16 protein-coding genes and 3 pseudogenes are annotated in these 17,176 nt (G+C 70.0%); 10 read left to right on the top strand and 9 right to left on the bottom strand.

Translation table 11 applies throughout. From position 1 onward, the window contains the following. Nucleotides 1–66 precede the first annotated feature (66 nt). Nucleotides 67–609: an SMI1/KNR4 family protein gene (locus tag BG482_RS00875; RefSeq protein WP_141746514.1), complete on the top strand. Its 543-nt coding sequence runs from the start codon at nt 67–69 to the stop codon at nt 607–609. Between the two features lie 657 nt (nt 610–1,266). Here BG482_RS00875 and BG482_RS44755 read toward each other — a convergent pair. Beyond that, nucleotides 1,267–1,449 carry a hypothetical protein gene (locus BG482_RS44755; protein WP_256096142.1) on the bottom strand — a complete coding sequence of 61 codons (183 nt, stop codon included), beginning with the start codon at nt 1,447–1,449 and terminating at the stop codon, nt 1,267–1,269. A gap of 466 nt (nt 1,450–1,915) precedes the next feature. Between BG482_RS44755 and BG482_RS44495 the strand changes: the two are divergent. Further along, nucleotides 1,916–2,077: pseudogene (locus tag BG482_RS44495) on the top strand (IS5/IS1182 family transposase); the annotation flags it as partial. 84 nt (nt 2,078–2,161) lie between these two features. Here the strand turns inward: BG482_RS44495 and BG482_RS00865 are convergent. Both BG482_RS00865 and BG482_RS00860 read right to left on the bottom strand, forming a co-directional pair. Continuing rightward, the gene (locus tag BG482_RS00865) at nt 2,162–4,579 is read right to left on the bottom strand and encodes an FtsX-like permease family protein (RefSeq protein WP_069766840.1); all 2,418 of its coding nucleotides are present in this window, start codon (nt 4,577–4,579) and stop codon (nt 2,162–2,164) included. Next, on the bottom strand, nt 4,579–5,346 hold the full coding sequence (locus BG482_RS00860) for an ABC transporter ATP-binding protein (protein WP_069766839.1): 768 nt from the start codon (nt 5,344–5,346) through the stop codon (nt 4,579–4,581). Before BG482_RS00860 ends, BG482_RS00865 begins: the two co-directional genes overlap by 1 nt. Before the next feature lie 109 nt (nt 5,347–5,455). Between BG482_RS00860 and BG482_RS00855 the strand changes: the two genes are divergently transcribed. Together BG482_RS00855 and BG482_RS00850 are read left to right on the top strand one after the other, a co-directional pair. Next, entirely contained in the window at nt 5,456–6,676 is a 1,221-nt protein-coding gene (locus tag BG482_RS00855; RefSeq protein WP_069766838.1) for a sensor histidine kinase, read from the top strand. Continuing rightward, nucleotides 6,676–7,308 (top strand): response regulator transcription factor, encoded by a 633-nt coding sequence (locus tag BG482_RS00850; RefSeq protein ID WP_069767041.1) that lies wholly within the window; start codon nt 6,676–6,678, stop codon nt 7,306–7,308. Before BG482_RS00855 ends, BG482_RS00850 begins: the two co-directional genes overlap by 1 nt. Nucleotides 7,309–7,545: 237 nt before the next feature. Here the strand turns inward: BG482_RS00850 and BG482_RS00845 are convergent. Next, nucleotides 7,546–7,839 (bottom strand): annotated as a pseudogene (locus tag BG482_RS00845) (cupin); the annotation flags it as partial. A 59-nt stretch (nt 7,840–7,898) separates the two neighbouring features. Beyond that, nucleotides 7,899–8,615 (bottom strand): TetR/AcrR family transcriptional regulator, encoded by a 717-nt coding sequence (locus tag BG482_RS00840; RefSeq protein WP_069766837.1) that lies wholly within the window; start codon nt 8,613–8,615, stop codon nt 7,899–7,901. A 101-nt stretch (nt 8,616–8,716) separates the two neighbouring features. On the opposite strand from BG482_RS00840, the gene BG482_RS00835 reads away from it, so the two are divergent. The 3 genes and pseudogenes from BG482_RS00835 to BG482_RS44750 all read left to right on the top strand — a co-directional run. Next, on the top strand, nt 8,717–9,910 hold the full coding sequence (locus BG482_RS00835; RefSeq protein ID WP_069767040.1) for an FAD-dependent monooxygenase: 1,194 nt from the start codon (nt 8,717–8,719) through the stop codon (nt 9,908–9,910). Nucleotides 9,911–10,283: 373 nt separating this feature from the next. Further along, complete coding sequence (locus BG482_RS00830; RefSeq protein WP_069766836.1) at nt 10,284–11,558, top strand: hypothetical protein; 1,275 nt, start codon at nt 10,284–10,286, stop codon at nt 11,556–11,558. Nucleotides 11,559–12,297: 739 nt separating this feature from the next. After that, nucleotides 12,298–12,381 (top strand): annotated as a pseudogene (locus BG482_RS44750) (RNA polymerase sigma factor SigF); the annotation flags it as partial. Nucleotides 12,382–12,718: 337 nt separating this feature from the next. Here the strand turns inward: BG482_RS44750 and BG482_RS43655 are convergent. Beyond that, on the bottom strand, nt 12,719–12,937 hold the full coding sequence (locus BG482_RS43655; protein ID WP_176741275.1) for a hypothetical protein: 219 nt from the start codon (nt 12,935–12,937) through the stop codon (nt 12,719–12,721). Between the two features lie 408 nt (nt 12,938–13,345). Between BG482_RS43655 and mscL the strand changes: the two genes are divergently transcribed. After that, nucleotides 13,346–13,789, top strand: coding sequence for a large conductance mechanosensitive channel protein MscL (gene mscL / locus BG482_RS00815; protein WP_069766834.1), 444 nt, complete (start codon nt 13,346–13,348; stop codon nt 13,787–13,789). Between the two features lie 520 nt (nt 13,790–14,309). Next, nucleotides 14,310–14,546, top strand: coding sequence for an ANTAR domain-containing protein (locus tag BG482_RS00810; RefSeq protein WP_141746513.1), 237 nt, complete (start codon nt 14,310–14,312; stop codon nt 14,544–14,546). 193 nt (nt 14,547–14,739) lie between these two features. On the opposite strand, the gene BG482_RS00805 is transcribed toward BG482_RS00810, so the two are convergent. Genes BG482_RS00805 through BG482_RS00795 form a run of 3 tightly spaced genes read right to left on the bottom strand, consistent with a single transcriptional unit; the run spans nt 14,740 to nt 16,506 of the window. Beyond that, nucleotides 14,740–15,417, bottom strand: coding sequence for a DUF3618 domain-containing protein (locus BG482_RS00805; RefSeq protein ID WP_069766833.1), 678 nt, complete (start codon nt 15,415–15,417; stop codon nt 14,740–14,742). Next, nucleotides 15,393–15,809, bottom strand: coding sequence for a phage holin family protein (locus tag BG482_RS00800; protein ID WP_069766832.1), 417 nt, complete (start codon nt 15,807–15,809; stop codon nt 15,393–15,395). Before BG482_RS00800 ends, BG482_RS00805 begins: the two co-directional genes overlap by 25 nt. Nucleotide 15,810: 1 nt before the next feature. Beyond that, a complete protein-coding gene (locus tag BG482_RS00795; RefSeq protein WP_141746512.1) occupies nt 15,811–16,506 on the bottom strand; it encodes a hypothetical protein in 696 nt (231 codons plus the stop codon). Between the two features lie 257 nt (nt 16,507–16,763). On the opposite strand from BG482_RS00795, the gene BG482_RS45940 reads away from it, so the two are divergent. Further along, on the top strand, nt 16,764–17,144 hold the full coding sequence (locus tag BG482_RS45940) for a DUF397 domain-containing protein (protein WP_370745730.1): 381 nt from the start codon (nt 16,764–16,766) through the stop codon (nt 17,142–17,144). Nucleotides 17,145–17,176 lie beyond the last annotated feature (32 nt).

Below are 17,176 nucleotides of genomic sequence, written 5' to 3'. Positions count from 1 at the left end.
GGGCAGCACAGCCCCGGAGTGAGGCAGCCGCAACGGGGTGTCAGCCCCCTCTGCCAGTATGCTGACGTGACAGACATACGTGATCAGCCTCCCACCGACGCCATGCTCGATTTCCTGCGCTCCGCGTTTCCGCCGGAGTGGCGTGAACCGGCACTCGGACATGAAGCCGTCGCGGCGTGGGAGCAGGAGAATCGGGTGGTCCTCCCGGAGCCGTACAGGACCTTCATCGCGGAGATCAGCAACGGGTCCAGCCTCGGCCCCGCCGGCGACGGTGGTCTCCAGCCGCTCGGCTGGCTGCCCGACACGTGGCCCGACCTCGGCCCGCGACAGCCAGGCGAACCGTTCCCCCTGAAGGCGGCATGGCCCTGGGAGGACGACGAGAGTGTCGACCCCGAGGACCCGCGGATCGACGCCGCATTCAACAAGGGGTCCATCGTTCTTGGGTCCGAGGACGGGCAGTCGTTCTGGCTCCTGCTGACCACTGGCCCCCGCCGGGGCGAGGTGTGGATGATCGCTGACGTCGGTGCCGTCCCGGCGCCCGGTGACCAGGCGTGGGGCTTCGAGGAGTGGGTGCAGCGCTGGCACACCGGCAACGACTGGTGGGAGTGAACGCTCCGTACCGACCAGTCGCAGGTTACGGACCGTTCGAATCCTGGGTGCCTCCCGAAGTGGTGAACTTCGCTGCCCGTACTCGTGGACAAAGCCAATCCCAGTCATGATTTGCTCCAGGACGTCGACCAGAGCCCTGCACGCGGCGGCAGCGGTATCCGCCGTATCCGCGTCCGCAGCTTGCTGGCACTCCCACTCCGCTGCGGCAGCGAGATCCGCCAGTTCCAGGCACTGCGCGCAAGTCAGATTGTTTCCCGGAGGGCCGGACGCGGACGAGGCCAGCCACGCCGGGCGGATGCTGGTGCAATCGACGATCGTGGCCATGGCCTGCGGCGAAACGGGAACGGCTACTGTCATCACGTCGTCCGACGGGCCGAGGGCCGTTGTGGATTCATGCCCACTGGTGGTCAAGCTACTTCTCGTGGCGTCGACGGCCGCTGCGGCGCCCCGTCGGCATGCCAGAGCGCGCGCATCATGCTCAGCACCACACCCTGACCTTCGATGCCTACCGCAAGAAGAAGGCGGCATGTCCCGGCAGGAACGCACTGCCTGGCGTAGGCCCGTCTCTGCTCGGTTCGTCGGCCCGAACTTGAAGACCGGGGCGCCGGGGTCCGGGCACCTCCACGAAGCGCACATCGGCACCCACTTCGCCCGCGCCTACGTCATCCCCGTCAGCTGACCGGCCCTTGCGTCGGGGCCCGGGGCGATGGCGCGGTCGCCTTCGACGCCCATGACGACGTGGATGTGGGCGAAGCCGTTGCGGATCTCGCCGGTGCCGGTCATCTCGCCGGGCAGGTCGTACTTGGTGACGGTGTCCTTGAGCGCGTCGCCTTCGGGCATGGGCCAGTCGGTGAAGGAGTCGGCGGGCCCCGATCAGGGAGACGATCGCGGCGTCGGTGATACCGGCGGCGGCGGCCTGGCGGTTCAGCTCGTCGACGAGCTCGCCGTCGGGGACTTCAAAGACGCTGGCTCGACAGCCACTAGTAACTGTCCGAATTCGGAGCCAGATATCAAGAGCTGCTGCTGCGGCGGTACCGAGGAGAACGTAGCCGCGCTTGTCGTGGCCAGGGGCGATCGTCCGAAAACGTCCAACCGTTCCTGGGCTCCTGCGCATCCATGCGGACGAGCCGTCACCAGTGCCATGCGGCTTCTTGAATGGCTTGCCACGAAGCCGAGAGCCTGAGTTCAGGCAGCCCCGTGGGGTGCGTATCGGGGTAATCTGCCTTTGACGCGGCTCCAGGGCGTTGCGTCCGACTTGCCCCGGTTCACGGGGCTCGGACCTGTGTGTTCGCCACCTTTTCAGCCGTCGACGGCTCACCGCCGGTTCCTGATCTGGTCGAGAGCCGGTGTCTGGGGCCGGCTGCACGAAGCCGTGCTGCACCGGCTCGACGACTCCGGCCTCATCGACGTCACCCGCGTCGTCCTCGACACCGCCCACGTCAGTCCCCGCCATGCAGCGCCATCACCCGCAAGCCCGCGTCCTCGATATGCCGAAGCAGGGTGGCAGTTGGCGCCAGGCGCAGCCGCTGACCAGTTCAAGGCCCCGTGCTGGTCACACTGCCTGCCTGCGCAGGGTCCTCGCGGTGACCGCGAGTCCCGCCAGGACCGCCGCCACGAGGGTGCCGAGGACGGCGGCGGCGAGGGTGCCGGTGCTCAGGTGCAGGCTCACGTCCGACGAGGTGGCCTGGGAGAGGCCGGAGGCCATGCCCGCCAGCGGGGGCAGCGTCACCAGGATGCCGAGGGCGGCGCCGATGACGATGACCAGGGATGTCTCGCCGACCGAGACCAGGAGCAGCTGGCCGACGGTGCCGCCGGCGGACTTCATGACCCCGAAGGCGCGGCGTCGGCCGTGGGCGGCCATGGCCATGCTGTTGGCCACGGCGATCACGCTGTAGCCGACGGCGATGACGATCAGCATCATGGCGAGGCTGTCGGTGAGCTTGGCGTCGGTCTGGTAGTCGGCCAGGGCGTACTCGGCGGCGTCGTGCAGGGCGGTGCCGGGGACGGGTCCGGAGGCCTTGGCGTTGCCGGGAACGAAGATGTCGTCGGTGAGCGCGGCCGGGTCGTGGACGCGGACCAGGTCGCGGGCGACCACGAAGTCACCGCGGGCCGGGTCGTCGGGCAGGACCGAGCCGACGCGCAGGGTGACGGCGGTGCCGTCGGCGAACCGGACCGGAACCTTCTGGCCCTTGGCCAGACCCAGCTTCTTGGCGGTGTGCTCGCCGAGGACGGCCTCGCCCGGTTTGCTCCAGCGCGGGTCCCGGCTGCCCAGGACGTCCAGGACGGTGGCCTTCCGGGCCTGCTCGGTGCCCTGGTCGTTCTTCGCGGCCGACGCGTCCTTGAGGACGAACGCGCGGGTCGGCAGCGCGGCCTTGCCCACCGGGTTGGCGGCGACGACCTCGTCGGTGTTCCCGGGGGTGCCGTCCGGGGTGACGATCGTCTGCCCCGAGATTTTCAGCGCCTCGCCCGCCGGGTAGGCCACCCGCATGGTCTCCACCATGCCGCTGAGCAGCACCGCGAAACCGACGGCGGCGATCACGGGGGCCACCAGGGAGGCGGCCCGGCGCGGGTTGGCGACCAGTTCCGCCCGGATCAGGACCGGGCCCGCGGAGCCGCCTCGTTGAAACGGGGCGGTCAGGAACCGGCCGACGGGCCCGATGAACGCGGGGGTCAGCAGGGCGGCCGCGGCGATCAGCGTCATGGTGGCGAAGATCGCCATGTTGATGCGGTTGTCGGCGCTGGAGGTGGCGGTGCCGATGGCCAGGAGCGCACCGGCCCCGAGGACGGCGAGGCCGGCGATCCAGCGGCCGCGCCCCATGCCCTGGTTGGCGGAGCGGCTGTCCAGCAGAGCCTCGATCGGGGCGACCCGGGCGGCCTTGCGGCCGGCGGTCCAGGCACCGATCACACTGACACCGACACCGATCAAGGAGGCCGTGAGCAGCGGCCAGGCGGCGACGGTGACCTCCATGCCGGGAGGCGCCACGTCCAGGTTGTCGAGAATGGTGCGCAGCGCCGGGGCGGCGATCACGCCGGCCACGCAGCCGGCGATCGAGCCGAGCAGGCCGACCACCGCGGCCTCACCGATGATCATGCGCTTGACCTGCTGGGGGGCGGCGCCGATGGTGCGCAGCAGACCGATCTCGCGGCGCCGCATCCCGGTCGCCAGGACCAGCATGGAGGCGACCACGAACACCGTGGTGAACAGGCCGAGGATGGCCATGGCACTGATGAGCTGGACGCCCAGGAAGCGCTTGTGCTCGATGTACTGCGGCTGCAGTTCGGACCGGCCGTCGCCGGAGACGACGTCGCCCTTGTCGCCGAGCACCTTCTTCGCGGCGGTGACGATCGCGCCGGTGTCGGCTCCCTTGGCGGCGACCAGCGCGATGGCGCCGACCCCGGGCTGGTGCCGCGCGGCGAACGCCTCGCTGAAGTAGTAGCCGGGGCCGTCCACGGTACCGGCGACGGTGAACTGCCTGCGGCCCTCGGTGAGGTTGACGGTCAGCCCGCTGCCCACGGCCGCGCCCAGGGCGCGGTCCACCACGACCTCGTTCGCGGCGCTCGGGGCGTGGCCCGAGACCAGCTTGTAGGGCGCCATCTGCGCGCTGGACCAGCCGTGCCCGGACTCCAGGGCTCCCTCGTCGGTGACGGGCTTGCCGTCCTTGATCGCCTGGGCGTAGAAGGAGCGGTCCACCACGGCGTCGGCCACACCCGGAACCTTGTCGAGTCCGGCCACCAGCGGCTCGGCCTCGGCCGTGCTCCACGGCATCCGGTCCTCGGGGCTGCCGTCGGCGTCGAGGGCCTTGTGGGGCAGCGCCAGGGCGGTGGTGCCGTCGTAGCGGGGCTGGACCCGGGGCCGGGCGGAGTCGTAGATGACCAGGGTGGTCGAGATCAGGGCGACGCCGACCAGGACGGCGACGAAGGCTCCGAGGAAGCCGGACCAGCGTTCGCGTACGTTCGCGAGGATCAGCATCACGCCTCCAGCCGGGCCATGTGGGTGGCGATCGCGGCGGCGTTGTTGCCGCCGGGGTGACGGTCGAGCGAGATGCGGTCGGCGATCTGCCCGTCCTTGAGGAAGACGACGACATCGGCCACGGACGCGGCGACCGGGTCGTGGGTGACCATCAAGGTGGTCTGGCCCTCCTGGTCGACCAGCATCCGCATCATCTTGAGCACCTCGCGTGAGGTGGTGGTGTCCAGGGCGCCGGTGGGCTCGTCCGCGAAGAGGACGTCGGGACGGGTGACAAGGGCCCGGGCGAGGGCGACGCGCTGCTGCTGACCGCCGGAGAGCTCGCTGGGGCGGTGCCCGGCGCGCTCGGCGAGACCGACCGCGGCGAGCGCGTTCGCGACCTGCTCGCGGCTGACCTTGCGGCCCGCGAACCGGGACGGCAGCTCCACGTTCTGCGCCGCCGTCAGCGACTCCACCAGGTTGAAGGCCTGGAAGACGAATCCGATGTGGTCACGGCGGAGCTGGGTGCGCTGCTTCTCGTTCTGCTGCCCGATGTCCACGCCGGCCAGGACGATGCGGCCTTCGGTGGGCTGCTCAAGACCGGCCGCGCACTGCAGCAGGGTCGACTTCCCGGAACCGGAAGGGCCCATGATGGCGGTGAAGGTGCCGCGCGGGAAGCCGAGGGAGACCCCGTCCAGCGCGGTCACCTGACGACCGTCGGCGCCGTGGACCTTGCGTACACCGTGAAGTTCGACCGTGTCCTGTACCGGGGTTTGCCTCGTTGTCGTCATGCGTCGATTTCACTGCACGGGGGGTGGCCGGGGTACTGATCCACCCTCTACTCCTGAGGTAGAGGCAGCTCTACCCCCAAATCCCTTTCCGCGTGGTTTCGTTGATCGCATGCAACCCACAACAGCCTGGCAGGCCATGGCTCAGCGCCCCCTGAGCTTCTTGACCTCGAGCTGGCCCTGGCGGTCGCTGGCCTATCTGAGCGGAGGCGTCGTGGTCGGCGCCGCCGCGGTGCTGGTCTTCACCCTGGGCCTGGCCGCGGGGCTCGCCCTGTTGGTCGTGCTGATCGGCGTCGCCCCGCTGGTGGGCATGGTGCTGGTGTCCACGCTGGTGGCCCGGGTGGAGCGCCGCCGACTGCGTCTGGTCGACCTGGACCACCTGGCCGACCCGCACCGGGCCCCGGACGGCCCCGGCCTGCGCGCCTGGACGGCCACCCGGCTCAAGGAGCCGGTGACCTGGCGGGAGTTGATGTTCACCCTGCTGTCGGCGGCGGCACTGTGGTGGATGGACCTGATGGTCCTCGCGTTCTCCTTCGGCATCCCCGCCACCACCTTCGCCTCCACCGGCCCCGAAACCTGGCCGTGGACGGTGTTCGGGGTGATCGTGCTGCTCGCCTCGCCGTACACGGTGACGTCCTGGGCGGGGGCGCGGGCCGCCATGGCGCGAACCTTCCTCGCGCCGCGCGACAAGGAGCTCGGTGAGGAACTGCGCGAGGTGCGCGCCTCGCAGTCGCGGCTGCTCGACGCCTTCGACGCCGAGCGGGTGCGCATCGAGCGTGACCTGCACGACGGGGCGCAGCAGCGGCTCGTCTCGCTCGGGATGACGCTCGGGCTGATGCGCCTGGAGGTCCCGGAGGGCTCCGCGCAGGCCGAGCTGCTGACCCAGGCCGAGGCCCAGCTGTCCACCGCACACCAGGAGTTGCGGGCACTGATCCGGGGACTCAACCCGCCCGTCCTCGCCGACCACGGGCTGGTCGCGGCGATCGAGGACTACGCCGGCCGGTTCCCGATCCCGGTGACGGTGGATCTGCGACTGCCCGAACGGCTGCCCAGGAAACTCGAGACGACGATGTACTACCTGATCAACGAGGCCATGACGAACATCGCCAAACACAGCGGAGCCACCAGCGCCCAGGTACGCGGGCGTTACCATTCCGATCTGTTGATCCTCGACATCACGGACGACGGTCACGGTGGGGTCGCTCCGGAAGCGGGCAGCGGGGTGACCGGGCTCGCGGACCGGGTCACGGCCCTCGACGGCCGGATGCGGGTGTCGAGTCCGGCCGGGGGACCCACCCTGCTGCATGTGGAGGTTCCGTGTCGCTTCGCCTGATCGTGGCCGAGGACGCCGTGCTGTTGCGCGAAGGGCTCGTCGGGCTGCTGCAACGGGTCGGCCACGAGGTGGTGGCCGCCGTCGGGGACGCCGACGCCCTGGTGGCGGCGGTGCGCGCCGACCGGCCGGACCTGATCGTCACCGACGTCCGCATGCCGCCCTCGCTGAGCGACGACGGCATGCGCTCGGCGGTCGCTCTGCGCGAGGAGTTCCCCCGCCTGCCCGTGCTCGTCCTCAGCCAGTACGTCGAGCGCTCCTACGCGCTGCGCCTGCTGGACTCGGGCGGCGGGGCCGGGGTGGGCTACCTGCTCAAGGAACGGGTGAGCGCGGTCGTGGACTTCGTGTCCGCGATCGAGCGGGTGGCTGCCGGCGGCACCGTGGTGGACCCCGAGGTGATCACCCAGCTGGTGCGGCTGCGCCAGGATCCGCTGGAGCGGCTGAGCCCACGGGAGCGCGAGGTGCTCGCGCTGATCGCGGAGGGCCGCACCAACGCCAGTCTCGCCAAGCATCTGTTCATCAGCGAGGCCGCCGTGAACAAGCACATCGGCAACATCTTCAACAAGCTGGACCTCCCGGTGGACACCGAGGGCCACCGGCGGGTCCTGGCGGTCCTCGCCTTCCTGCGGGCATGACGGCGCGCCTCGTCCTGCCCGGTCACCGGGAGGACGAGGCCGCAGTCCGCGGCGCGGGACAGTCTTCTCTCTCGCCCCGACTGATGACACCGAGTATGGGACGCCGGGCTTTGGGCTCCACCGGGGTGACAGATTCAAGGGAGCGAATCAACGAGGAGACGTCCTGCGGCGACGGCCTTCCCCAGAACAGTTGCTGCGGGGCGGCCCGGCGGCGGGCTCGACCGGGCCACCCTGCTGTCAGCGAGTGGAGGTACGTTTTTCGAGGCGTGTGCCGTGGCGGAGGGTGATCGACATCAGGTCGCTGGGGGCGTCCAGCTCCAGGCGGTGCCAGCGGCCACGGGGGACGATCACGGCGGTGCCGGGCTGCAACTGCACCATGTCCTCGGTGTCGTCGGGCCTGGCGGGACGGAAGTAGAGGCGGACCCCGCCGGTCAGGCAGCACACCGCCTCCTCGGCCTGCGGGTGCATCTCCCAGTGGTCGGCGTGAACGTCGGCGTCGGTCTCCGCGTGGAACGTCGCGAGCGTCCACGCAGGCGGTCATAGGTGAGCGGCCTGCCTTCAGGTGTGGGGTATCGCCGATGCAATTGGGGTCAGCGTGCGCGCTCGTCGATGAGGACGGCCAAGCCGTCCAGGATGCGCTGCAGGCCGAACTCCCATGCCTGGTCCTGGCCGTGGGATTGGGCTGCTGAAGTGAGGGCCACGGTGAGGGCGGGAAATCGCTCGCCGTGTGCCTGCATCAGGTCGCCGAGGATGGCGCCCAGTTGGGCCTCGGGGTTGCCCGCCGGGCCTGTTGCACGGGTCTGATGGGTGATACCGCGTACGTGACCGACCAGTAGGACAGCCGCGTCCATTCGTTCGGCGCCGCTCAGCCCCGTGCCGTCTAGGGCGGAGACGGCACGCTCCAGCCAGGACAGCTCCGCGGGTCCCATGACCCGCGGCCCGACGGTGGCGTCCAACGCCCAGGGGTGCTGGCGAAAGACGTGAATCAGCTCGCGTGCCCATTCCTCCAGCTGCTCCCGCCAGCCACTGTGTCGCGCCCTCACCTGCGGGTATGGGCCGATCGCCGCGTCCACCATCAGAGCGACCAGCTCAGCCTTGCCCGGCACGTACCGGTACAGCGCCATCTTGGTCACGCCCAGTTGCGCGGCGACCCGCTGCATGGACACATCGGCCAACCCCTCCGAGTCGGCGATCTCGATCCCGGCCCGTGCGATGCGATCCAGGTCGAGTGTCGGTCTGGGCCCCCGTGCGGGCTTGGGGTGCGGACCCCACAGCAACCGCACCGCCTCGGCGTGCTCGTCACCCATGTCTGCCGCCCCTCCTGACCGACCTTGCCGAATCAACTGTGTCTACGGTACACAGTAATTAATAGTGTCCGCAGGACACAGTTTCTAGAGTGGAGAAATCCGTGAACGGGAACGTCCTCATCTCCGGCGCGAGCATCGCCGGCCCCGCGCTGGCTTACTGTCTGGGACGGCACGGCTTCAAGCCCACCGTCGTCGAACTGGCCCCAGCCCTGCGCGGCGGCGGTCAGGCCGTCGACTTCCGCGGCGAAACACACCTGACCGTGCTGGAACGCATGAGCCTGATTTCCGAACTGCGCCGCATCGAGACAGGCGGCAGCCCGATGCGCTTCGTCGACGAACGCGGCCGAACACTGCTGCACCTGCCCGCCGAGTTCGCCGGCGGCGAGATAGAGGTGCTCCGCGGGGACCTGGCCCGGGTGCTGTACGAGCACAGCCGCCCGCGCACCGAGTACATCTTCGGCGACTCGATCACCCGCCTCACCGAGACCCCCTCCGGCGTGCGGGTCGACTTCCAACGGGGAGTCTCACGGGACTTCGACCTGGTCATCGGCGCGGACGGATTGCACTCCAACGTCCGTCGCCTCGCCTTCGGCCCAGAGGCGGACTATGTGAGCCACCTCGGCTACTACGCCGCCACCTGGCAGCTGTCCAACGACCTGGGTCTGGGAAAGGGCTCAGTCGGGTACAACACGCCGGGGCGTCTCGCCTCGGTCGGCGCCGGTCACCAGGACCCGGCACAGGCAGGGGCGTTCTTCCTCTTCGCCGCGCCTGAACTGTCGTACGACCGCCACGATCCCGAACAGCAGAAGCGTCTGATCGGCAAGGCGTTCGCCGGTCTCGGCTGGGAGGTGTCCCGCCTGCTCGCTTCACTGAAGCAGGCTCCCGACCTGTACTTCGACTCGATCAGCCGCGCGGACGTGGATACCTGGTCCACAGGGCGAGTGTGCCTCGTCGGTGACGCAGCCTGCGGGGCCACCATTGGCGGCATGGGGACAGGAACCGCGGTGGTCGCCGCCTACGTGCTGGCCGGCGAACTCGCGCGAGCCCAGGGCAACTATCGGGCGGCCTTCACCCAGTACGAGGGCAGACTTCGGAAGTACGCCCAGGGCTGCCAGGCAGGCGGCGACCGCACCGGCAAGTTCCTCGCCCCCGGCACCGCCACCGGCATACGTGTCCGCAATACCCTGCTGTCCCGCCCATTGTTCCTGAACGGAATGCTCAGGCTGGGGGAGAAGATCAGCAGCACCGTGGACCTGCCCGACTATCCGTTTGACACCAGCCGCGTCATGCGATGACTTGATCATGGCAGCCGCCTGAAAGGCGTCGATTCTCCGAGCGCCTCCGGGAGCGGGAGCGGAGCACGGCCCTCCGGTCATACGGCCGTGACCTGCGGAATTACTGCTTCCGGCGCTGTTGCGAAGTAGTGACGGAGCGACGATTGATCACGTGGGTTCACGGGGTGAAGATGAGTGCACCGCAAGCCGCCGGGGTGAACGCACGACCGGACAGGCGAACGGCCCTTCCCGCACTCAGCTCATCCCGCAGACCTGCGCGCCTACGTGCTCGCAGCCCTGCGCGCGCACCTGCACCCCGTTCTTCTCTCTTCTCTTCCGGTCGCGGGCCCACCGCACACCGGAACTTCTCCGTTGATTCCTTGGGGGATTCACCATGTCCGCTCGCACCGGCGCCGCCCGCCGTGTTCGCACCATGGCCGCGACCGCCGTCGTCGCCGCGGTGGCCGGCGCCGCCTTCGCCCCGGCGGTCGCCGTCGCCGCCGACGGGCCGGGCGGTCACGCGCTGAGGATGTCGCTCGGCGCGCCCACCCCGGGCGCCCCGCTCAAGCGCGGCGGGGCGAGCGAGTCGATGATCCTGACGGTCGCCAACTCCTCGGACACGGCACAGGACTTCTCCGCCTGGTTGCCGGGCGAGCCCGATGGTCCGAGCCCGGTCATGAAGGACTCCGTCGTCTTCGACGTGACCCCGATCGACGCGCCCGCCACCAAGTCCGCCATCGGCCACCAGGACGGCTCCTTCCAGGGCCAGTTCTACCCGGCCTCCGGCAACGCGTCCTCCGTCTTCTCCGTGCCGGCGAAGACCGAGTTCACCTGGAAGGTCACCATCGGTCTGAGCACCACGTACCCGACGAACGACGGTGACTTCACGCTCCACGCCGGCCGGCTCGTCGGTGACGTCGACGACGCCACCTCGCGCAACACCGTCGTCTTCAAGACCGACCCGCAGATCAAGCCCGGCAAGCTGAACCAGGCCTGGGTGCATGACGACGGCGAAGCCGTCGCCCGGCCGGGCCGGCGCGCCCGCCTGCTGCTCGAGGCCCGCGCCGACGGTCCCGGCGAGTTCCCGGCCGAACTGCACCGCACCATCTCCGCGAGCGGCTTCCGCGACGGCGCCGGCCATCCCGACTTCATCCTCGAGGCCAAGATCGACGGCAAGATCGTGAAGCTGAAGCAGAGCGGCGAGAGCGAGTGGGAGCTGCCCGTGATCCCCAAGGGCTTCGGCGCGGCCTCCGGATTGTCGGCCATCGACCTCTACCTGTCCCTGGGCGAGCACAGCGACATCAGGAAGGACACGGTCGTCCCGCTGGAATCGTCGATGTACATGACCGGCTCCGGTTACTTCAACGTCGCCGGCACCAAGGTGGCGGCCGGCCCCGCCGTCGCGACGGGCTCGCCGTCGGCGACTCCGTCGACGCCCGCCTCACAGGCACCGTCCCCTTCCGCCCCGGTGACCCCTTCGGCGTCCGCGTCCGGCTCCACGGCCGCCACGGGCGGCACGACCGGCGGCGCTGACACCGCGGGCGCGACTTCGCTCGCCGCCACCGGCTCCGGCGGCGGTCTCTACGGCGCGTGGGCCGCCGCCCTGCTGGCCGTCGGCGGTGCGGCGGCGTGGGTCGGCGCGCGCCGCCGCCGGGCCGCGCGCGTCTGATCACGTCTGATCCGCCGCACGGCGAACGCCGAGGGGCCCAGTCGCTCTTGCGGAAGGCGATGCGGATCACGGGTAGTCCTTGCTGGGACGTGCCGTGTTTCCAGCCGCCGGAGGTGACGCCGTTGGGGCAGGTGGCCCGTCGCCGGTCGAAGTCGATGGTGAAGGCGTCCAGGCTGTAAGCGCCGGTGGCCTGGGCGGTGGTGTTGGTCTGCATGGGGCCGTGCAGGTCGACGCCGTGCTCGCGGCGGGCTGTGGTCAGCGCGGCGGCGTTGACGTAGCCAGCGTCGGCCCAGTGCTCGCCGGGCAGCGCGTCCCGTCCGGCGAGACGGGCGTGAACTGGCCCTCGGCCGGACCCGCGACCGCGTCCCGCAGCTCGCCGACGTCTTCGCCACCCAGGACACCCGTGCCGCCGACACCAGCACAGCCGCGTGGCCTGACCCCGCACCCATGAGTAGCCGTGACCTGCACGAGTTTCCGCAGCACGGTCACGCCGCGTGACCCGATTCCTCACCCCCCAAGAGCTCCTGCAGATCGCTCAGACCCTCCCGGGCAACCCGGCCTGTCTCGACCTGGGCGTACTGGACGCCGCCTGCGCCCGGGTCCAGGCCCACTACATGGGCCCTGACGTGTACGCCAGCGACTGGCTCAAAGCCGCGGCCATGCTGGAGACCATCGCACTGCACCAGCCACTCGAAGCGAAGAACGAGTTCTTCGCCTGGCTGGTCGCTGAGACGTTCCGTTCTTCGACGAGCTGGCGGTGCTGGAAGAGGGCACGCCCGAGTACAGCGACGTCCGCAGCGCGCTGATCGAGATGAACATGTCCGCATTCTGCAGATGCCTGTTCTCCGCTCGTACCCGCTCCAGCTGCACGGCGAGATCGTCGAACGATTCCGGCACGGACCGCGAGGAGGGACTGGTGGACGAGACCACGAAATTTTTGGTCGTGCAGCCGGGATGCTGCCTCCAGGGGCGTGGCCGCAATCCGGAAGCCGGGGGTGCGCCCGGGCGGGGTGCCCCGCCCGCTGGAACGGGTAGCCGTTGGCTATTCGGGCACACGAGACGTCATGCACGGAGTACATGCGCGTCCCGTCAGCAGCAGTCTCATCGCCAAGATCTCCACAGCCGAGACGCTGCCGCCCGGTCACGACGGCGCCAAACACTCACACCGAGGCCGGCGCACCGGCCGTCTGCGCCGCCGCCTCCTCGCCTACCGGGCAATCGATTTCCTGTCCACGCACATCCCGGACGACCTCGGCCCGGGCGACGAATGCCTGCTCCTCGTCCACATCCGACAGGTCGTCGGCCAGGTCCGGTACCGGATCTGCACTGACTGCGCCCAAGGTGTCATCACCGCCGTCGTCATCGACGAGCGCTTCCACAGCACCGGCCTGGGCACCCGTGCGCTGTCACACCTACGGTCACGCCACCCGGGACTGACCTGGCGCAGCACGCTGAGCAAGCGCACCACCCGTGATCTCCTGCGCCGGATGCGCATTCCCAAAACGACTTCTGCCACGCCCTGCCACCACGTTCATCAAGCATTCTCTGCCCCGGCCGGCCCGGTATCCGCCAGCGGCTGACCTCAACGCTCGGCGGTCGCAGCGCACCTGTCGGCGCCGCAGGTCATGGATGGTCTGTCGTCGTTGCGCCACCTGGTGAACTGGTACATCGCCGCGCGGGGGAGCCGGCATGGGTGCGGGGTGGCAGGGCATTCGAGCTCAAGGGGGTGGTCTGACCGCACTTTCGGTGCCGCTCGTCGACGTCAAGAATCTCTTAGGGGTGAGAAGGTGAAGGGCTTTCGCAGCTTTATCCTGCGCGGCAACGTGGTCGACCTGGCCGTCGGCATCGTCATCGGGGCGGCGTTCACCGCCGTGGTGAACGGCTTCGTCAGCGCCTTCCTGACCCCACTCGTCGGGCTGGCCACCGGCGCCACGGGCGACATGAGCCACAAGACCTTCACCGCAGGCGCCACCAAGTTCCCCTACGGCGCCTTCGTCAACGCGGCGATCAGCTTCTTCCTCCTCGCCAGCGCCCTGTACTTCCTGGTCGTGCTCCCGATCAACAAGCTCCACGAACGCCTCGCCCCGCACCAAGACGTCCAGGCCCCCAAACGCGACTGCCCCGAATGCCTTAGCCCCGTACCCGCCCAGGCCCGACGCTGCGCCTCCTGCACCGTCTCCCTGCCCGCCGTACCCGCTCAGGCCGGGGAGACAACCCAGCGCGCCGGGTGACTCGCCGCATCTTCCTGGGCGCAAAGAGCACCACGGCAGCGACGAGGCTCCGGACCGACGAGCTCGTCCAGGAAGGCGAGCGGCGGCAGGGGTATGTGGAGCGGACTGCCATCCGTACCGTCCCGGCACCGGTGGCGCCGGGTCTGCGCGTCGGCTGAGCGGGCAGCCGTACACCCTTCCCGAGGACGCGGTGGAATGGGTCCAGGCACTCGCCGCGCTGCGCGCGGACATGTGCAATCCGAAGATCGCTCCCTTTCTGGAGTACATCGCTCGTGCCTGCGAGAAGACTGCCCGCGCCCTGTGCGACGGCATTGTGTCGGATCGGGTGTGAGCGTAGGCGGGAAGGCCACTCGGGAGGAGAGGGGTTGGGGAGACAGCCTCTTGGGCTCTTCACCGGCGATGGCCGGTGGAGAGTCCCTCCGCTGCCGTGTGTGATCTTCGCACTCGGCTGGCGGCGTCTTGCTGACCTGGTTCCGGGCAGGCGTATAGGAGAGCCTGGTCCCCATCCGGAGACGCAGTGATGACGACCTCCCGTGATCAGCGGGCGTCGGCAGACGACACGTATGACGCTCGGCTGACCCGTCGTGAGCAGGAGAATGCCCAGCTACGGCACGCCGTTGCCTCCTACGCGGCGGTTGATCAGGCGATCGGTGTCCTCATCGCGGCTCACCGATTGGCGCCGGCCGCCGGGTTCGAGGTGCTGCGCGAGGTCTCCCAGCACCTCAACATCAGCTGCACACGGTCGCGGACACCCTGATCGGCTGGGCCCTGGGGCGCGGGCCGCTGCCCGAGCTGCTGGGCGAGGATCTGCAAGCCGCGGTGCGGCGTCGTTCACGGCGCGATCCGCCGGAGCAGCAGGAGTGAGAGGTGAGCGCGCGCGTGTGCGCTGTCGGCCGTGGGAATCAACCGGCCGACAGCGCGGGCGCGTCAGGTCAAGGTGACCGCAGGGGTCAGCCGGCTCCGGGCTGATTGCGGGCCTCGTCGGCGACCTGTCTGCCCGAGTCGCGTGCCTGGTCCGTGACCTGGCCGGCCTGCTCGCGGGCCTCGTCCTGCGTGGTGCGGGCGGCTTCCGAGGCGGCGTCCTTGACCTCCTGCGCAGCACCTTGCGCGGCTTCCACGGTGCCTTCCTTGAGGTGCTGCGCCGATTCGCGTGCGGCCTCCTTCACCGGTTCAAGCGCCTCGTCGCCGCGTGCCATCAGGTCCGCCGCCTTCTGCTGTTCCGTCTCGGAGGCCGGCAGCAGCGAGGAGGCCAGCAGGCCCGCGCCGAAAGCGATCAGGCCGGCAGCCAGCGGGTTGCCCTGGGTCCGGCGTATCGCCTGATCGGGTGCCTGCCGTATCGCCTCACCCGCGTGGTCGGCCACCTCGCGCGCCGTGTCGGCCGCCTGCTGGGTGCCGTCCTGCAGCGAACCGGCCGCCGACTGGGCGCCGCCGGCGACGCCCTGGGCGGTGTCCGACGCCGTTCCCATGACCCGCTCACGCATGCCCGAGACGGCGCCGCGCACGATGCGCGTACGCCGGCGGACCACCCTTCGCGGACTGGCCCTGTCCGCGAGCCGGTCCACATCGGCGGACAGCCGGCCCCGAGTGGCGTCGATCTCGGCCCTCATCCGGTCGGGTGACGTGCCCATTGCGCATTCTCCTTCATGGTCTCGACTGTCTGTTCCGGCTTGGGTGCCACCGTGCGCATGCGGGTCCTGCCCCGCTGGTACAGGACCGCTCCGACCACGGCCCACACGGCGGCGACGATCAGGGCGGCCCAGCCCCCGTCGATCACATTGGCCAGGCCGAGCACGGCAGCCAGCGACAGGAACAGCAGGACCATGTAACCGGCGAACCCCGCGCCGCCGTACATGCCGGCGGCTTTGCCAGCCTTGGCCGCCTCCTGCGTGACCTCGGCCTTGGCCAGTTCGACCTCCTGACGGAACAGGGTCTGAACGTCCGACGTCACGACGGACAGCAGCTCACCGACCGTGCGGTCGTCGGCGGACGTGGCCACCGGGCGGGAGGGAACGGCGGCCATCTCACACCTCCGGGACCTGGCGACCGGGCGCCGCACCCGGGGGGAGGCCGGCCGACGGCGGAACCCTCGGCGGCGCGGGCGGTGCCGTGGCCGGGAACGCGGCGGGCACCGGCTCGTTCAGCGCCGCCTGCTCCGAGGCGGCGACAGCCCCCTGCTCCAGTGCCCGTGAAGCTCCGTCGCCCGACGACGCGCCGGACGAGGGGTCGACCTTGGCCGCCACCTTCACCATGCGTCCCACGACCAACCCCGCCAGCAGCGCACCGCCCAGGAACGCTGCGGGGCGGCGCCGGGCGAAGCCCTGCACGTCCGAAAGGACGCCTTCGGCGCCCTGCTTCTCCAGATAGCCGGCCGCCCGGTGCCCGCCGTCCGCCGCCTGAGCGGCGAGGCTTCGGGCGGGCGACTCGCTCCGGGCGTTCTCGGCCAGACCCGCCAGGTCGTCCGCCCAGCCGTGCAGTGTCCCGGCAGCCCGCCGTGTCTGCTCCTCGGCCTCGTCCAACGCGCGGCGTCGCAGATCGACGGCTACAGCGCCGGCCTGCTGCCGCGCCTCCTCCGCCACGACCCTCGCCTGGTCCACGGCGGTACCCGCGACCTGGCTCGCGGCCTGCTGAGCCTGGCCGGCCGTGGCCGACGCCTCGGCCCGTGCCGTCTCGCCGGTCTGATGCAACCTGGTGTTGTCGCCTTGCACTGCCTCACTCATCAGCCACGCCTCCTCGCACATTCATGCGGCTCTCCGCCGTATATGTACACGAGTGACTGGTTTGAGCATATCTATCCCTTTTATGGAAGACGGATTGCCGGAAGGCGGGAGAACACATCGCCCGGTCTCAACGCCTGCAAGTACGCCACCGGCCCCGGTGCTGTGGAACTGGGCATCAGTGCCCACGGCGCATCACGGCTCGCGTCGGCCTGTCCGACGCCGTAGCCCGTGGCGCACCGTCGCGTGCGCCCCTGCTGGTGCAACTGTTCTGGCCGGCGCAGCTGGAGTGCCAACGGGCGGCAGGGTCAGCTGCGGGTGCTGAAGCGACGCAGGCGCGGGCCTCACTGGTTAAGGACCGGTGTCGCGCACCATTGGCACAGGGGGCTGCCGCTGTGACCGTACTTCCAGTTCTTGCGCTGGCATGCCACGCAGGGGCCGACCTGGCTTCCCAGGAAGACGGGCACCGAGTGTCCTGCCCTCGAGACAGTAAGGACCCGACCGGGCCGGCCCTGCTGTTCTCCTCTGCTGCGGTCAATGACCTCGTCGACGCTCTACGTCGCCGTGAATGCAGTATCTACCAGCCAGAACGACCAACGGCGCCCCCGTACCGGCAAGTGTGCCGGTACGGGGACGCGTGAACCGCCTGAAAGGGGCTCAGTTTGCTGGCATG

It is taken from the genome of Streptomyces sp. LUP30 (genome assembly GCF_001746365.1).
Taxonomy (GTDB): domain Bacteria; phylum Actinomycetota; class Actinomycetes; order Streptomycetales; family Streptomycetaceae; genus Streptomyces.
The sequence above is the reverse complement of the archived record's forward strand: the minus strand, read 5'-3'. Positions and strand labels throughout refer to the sequence as shown.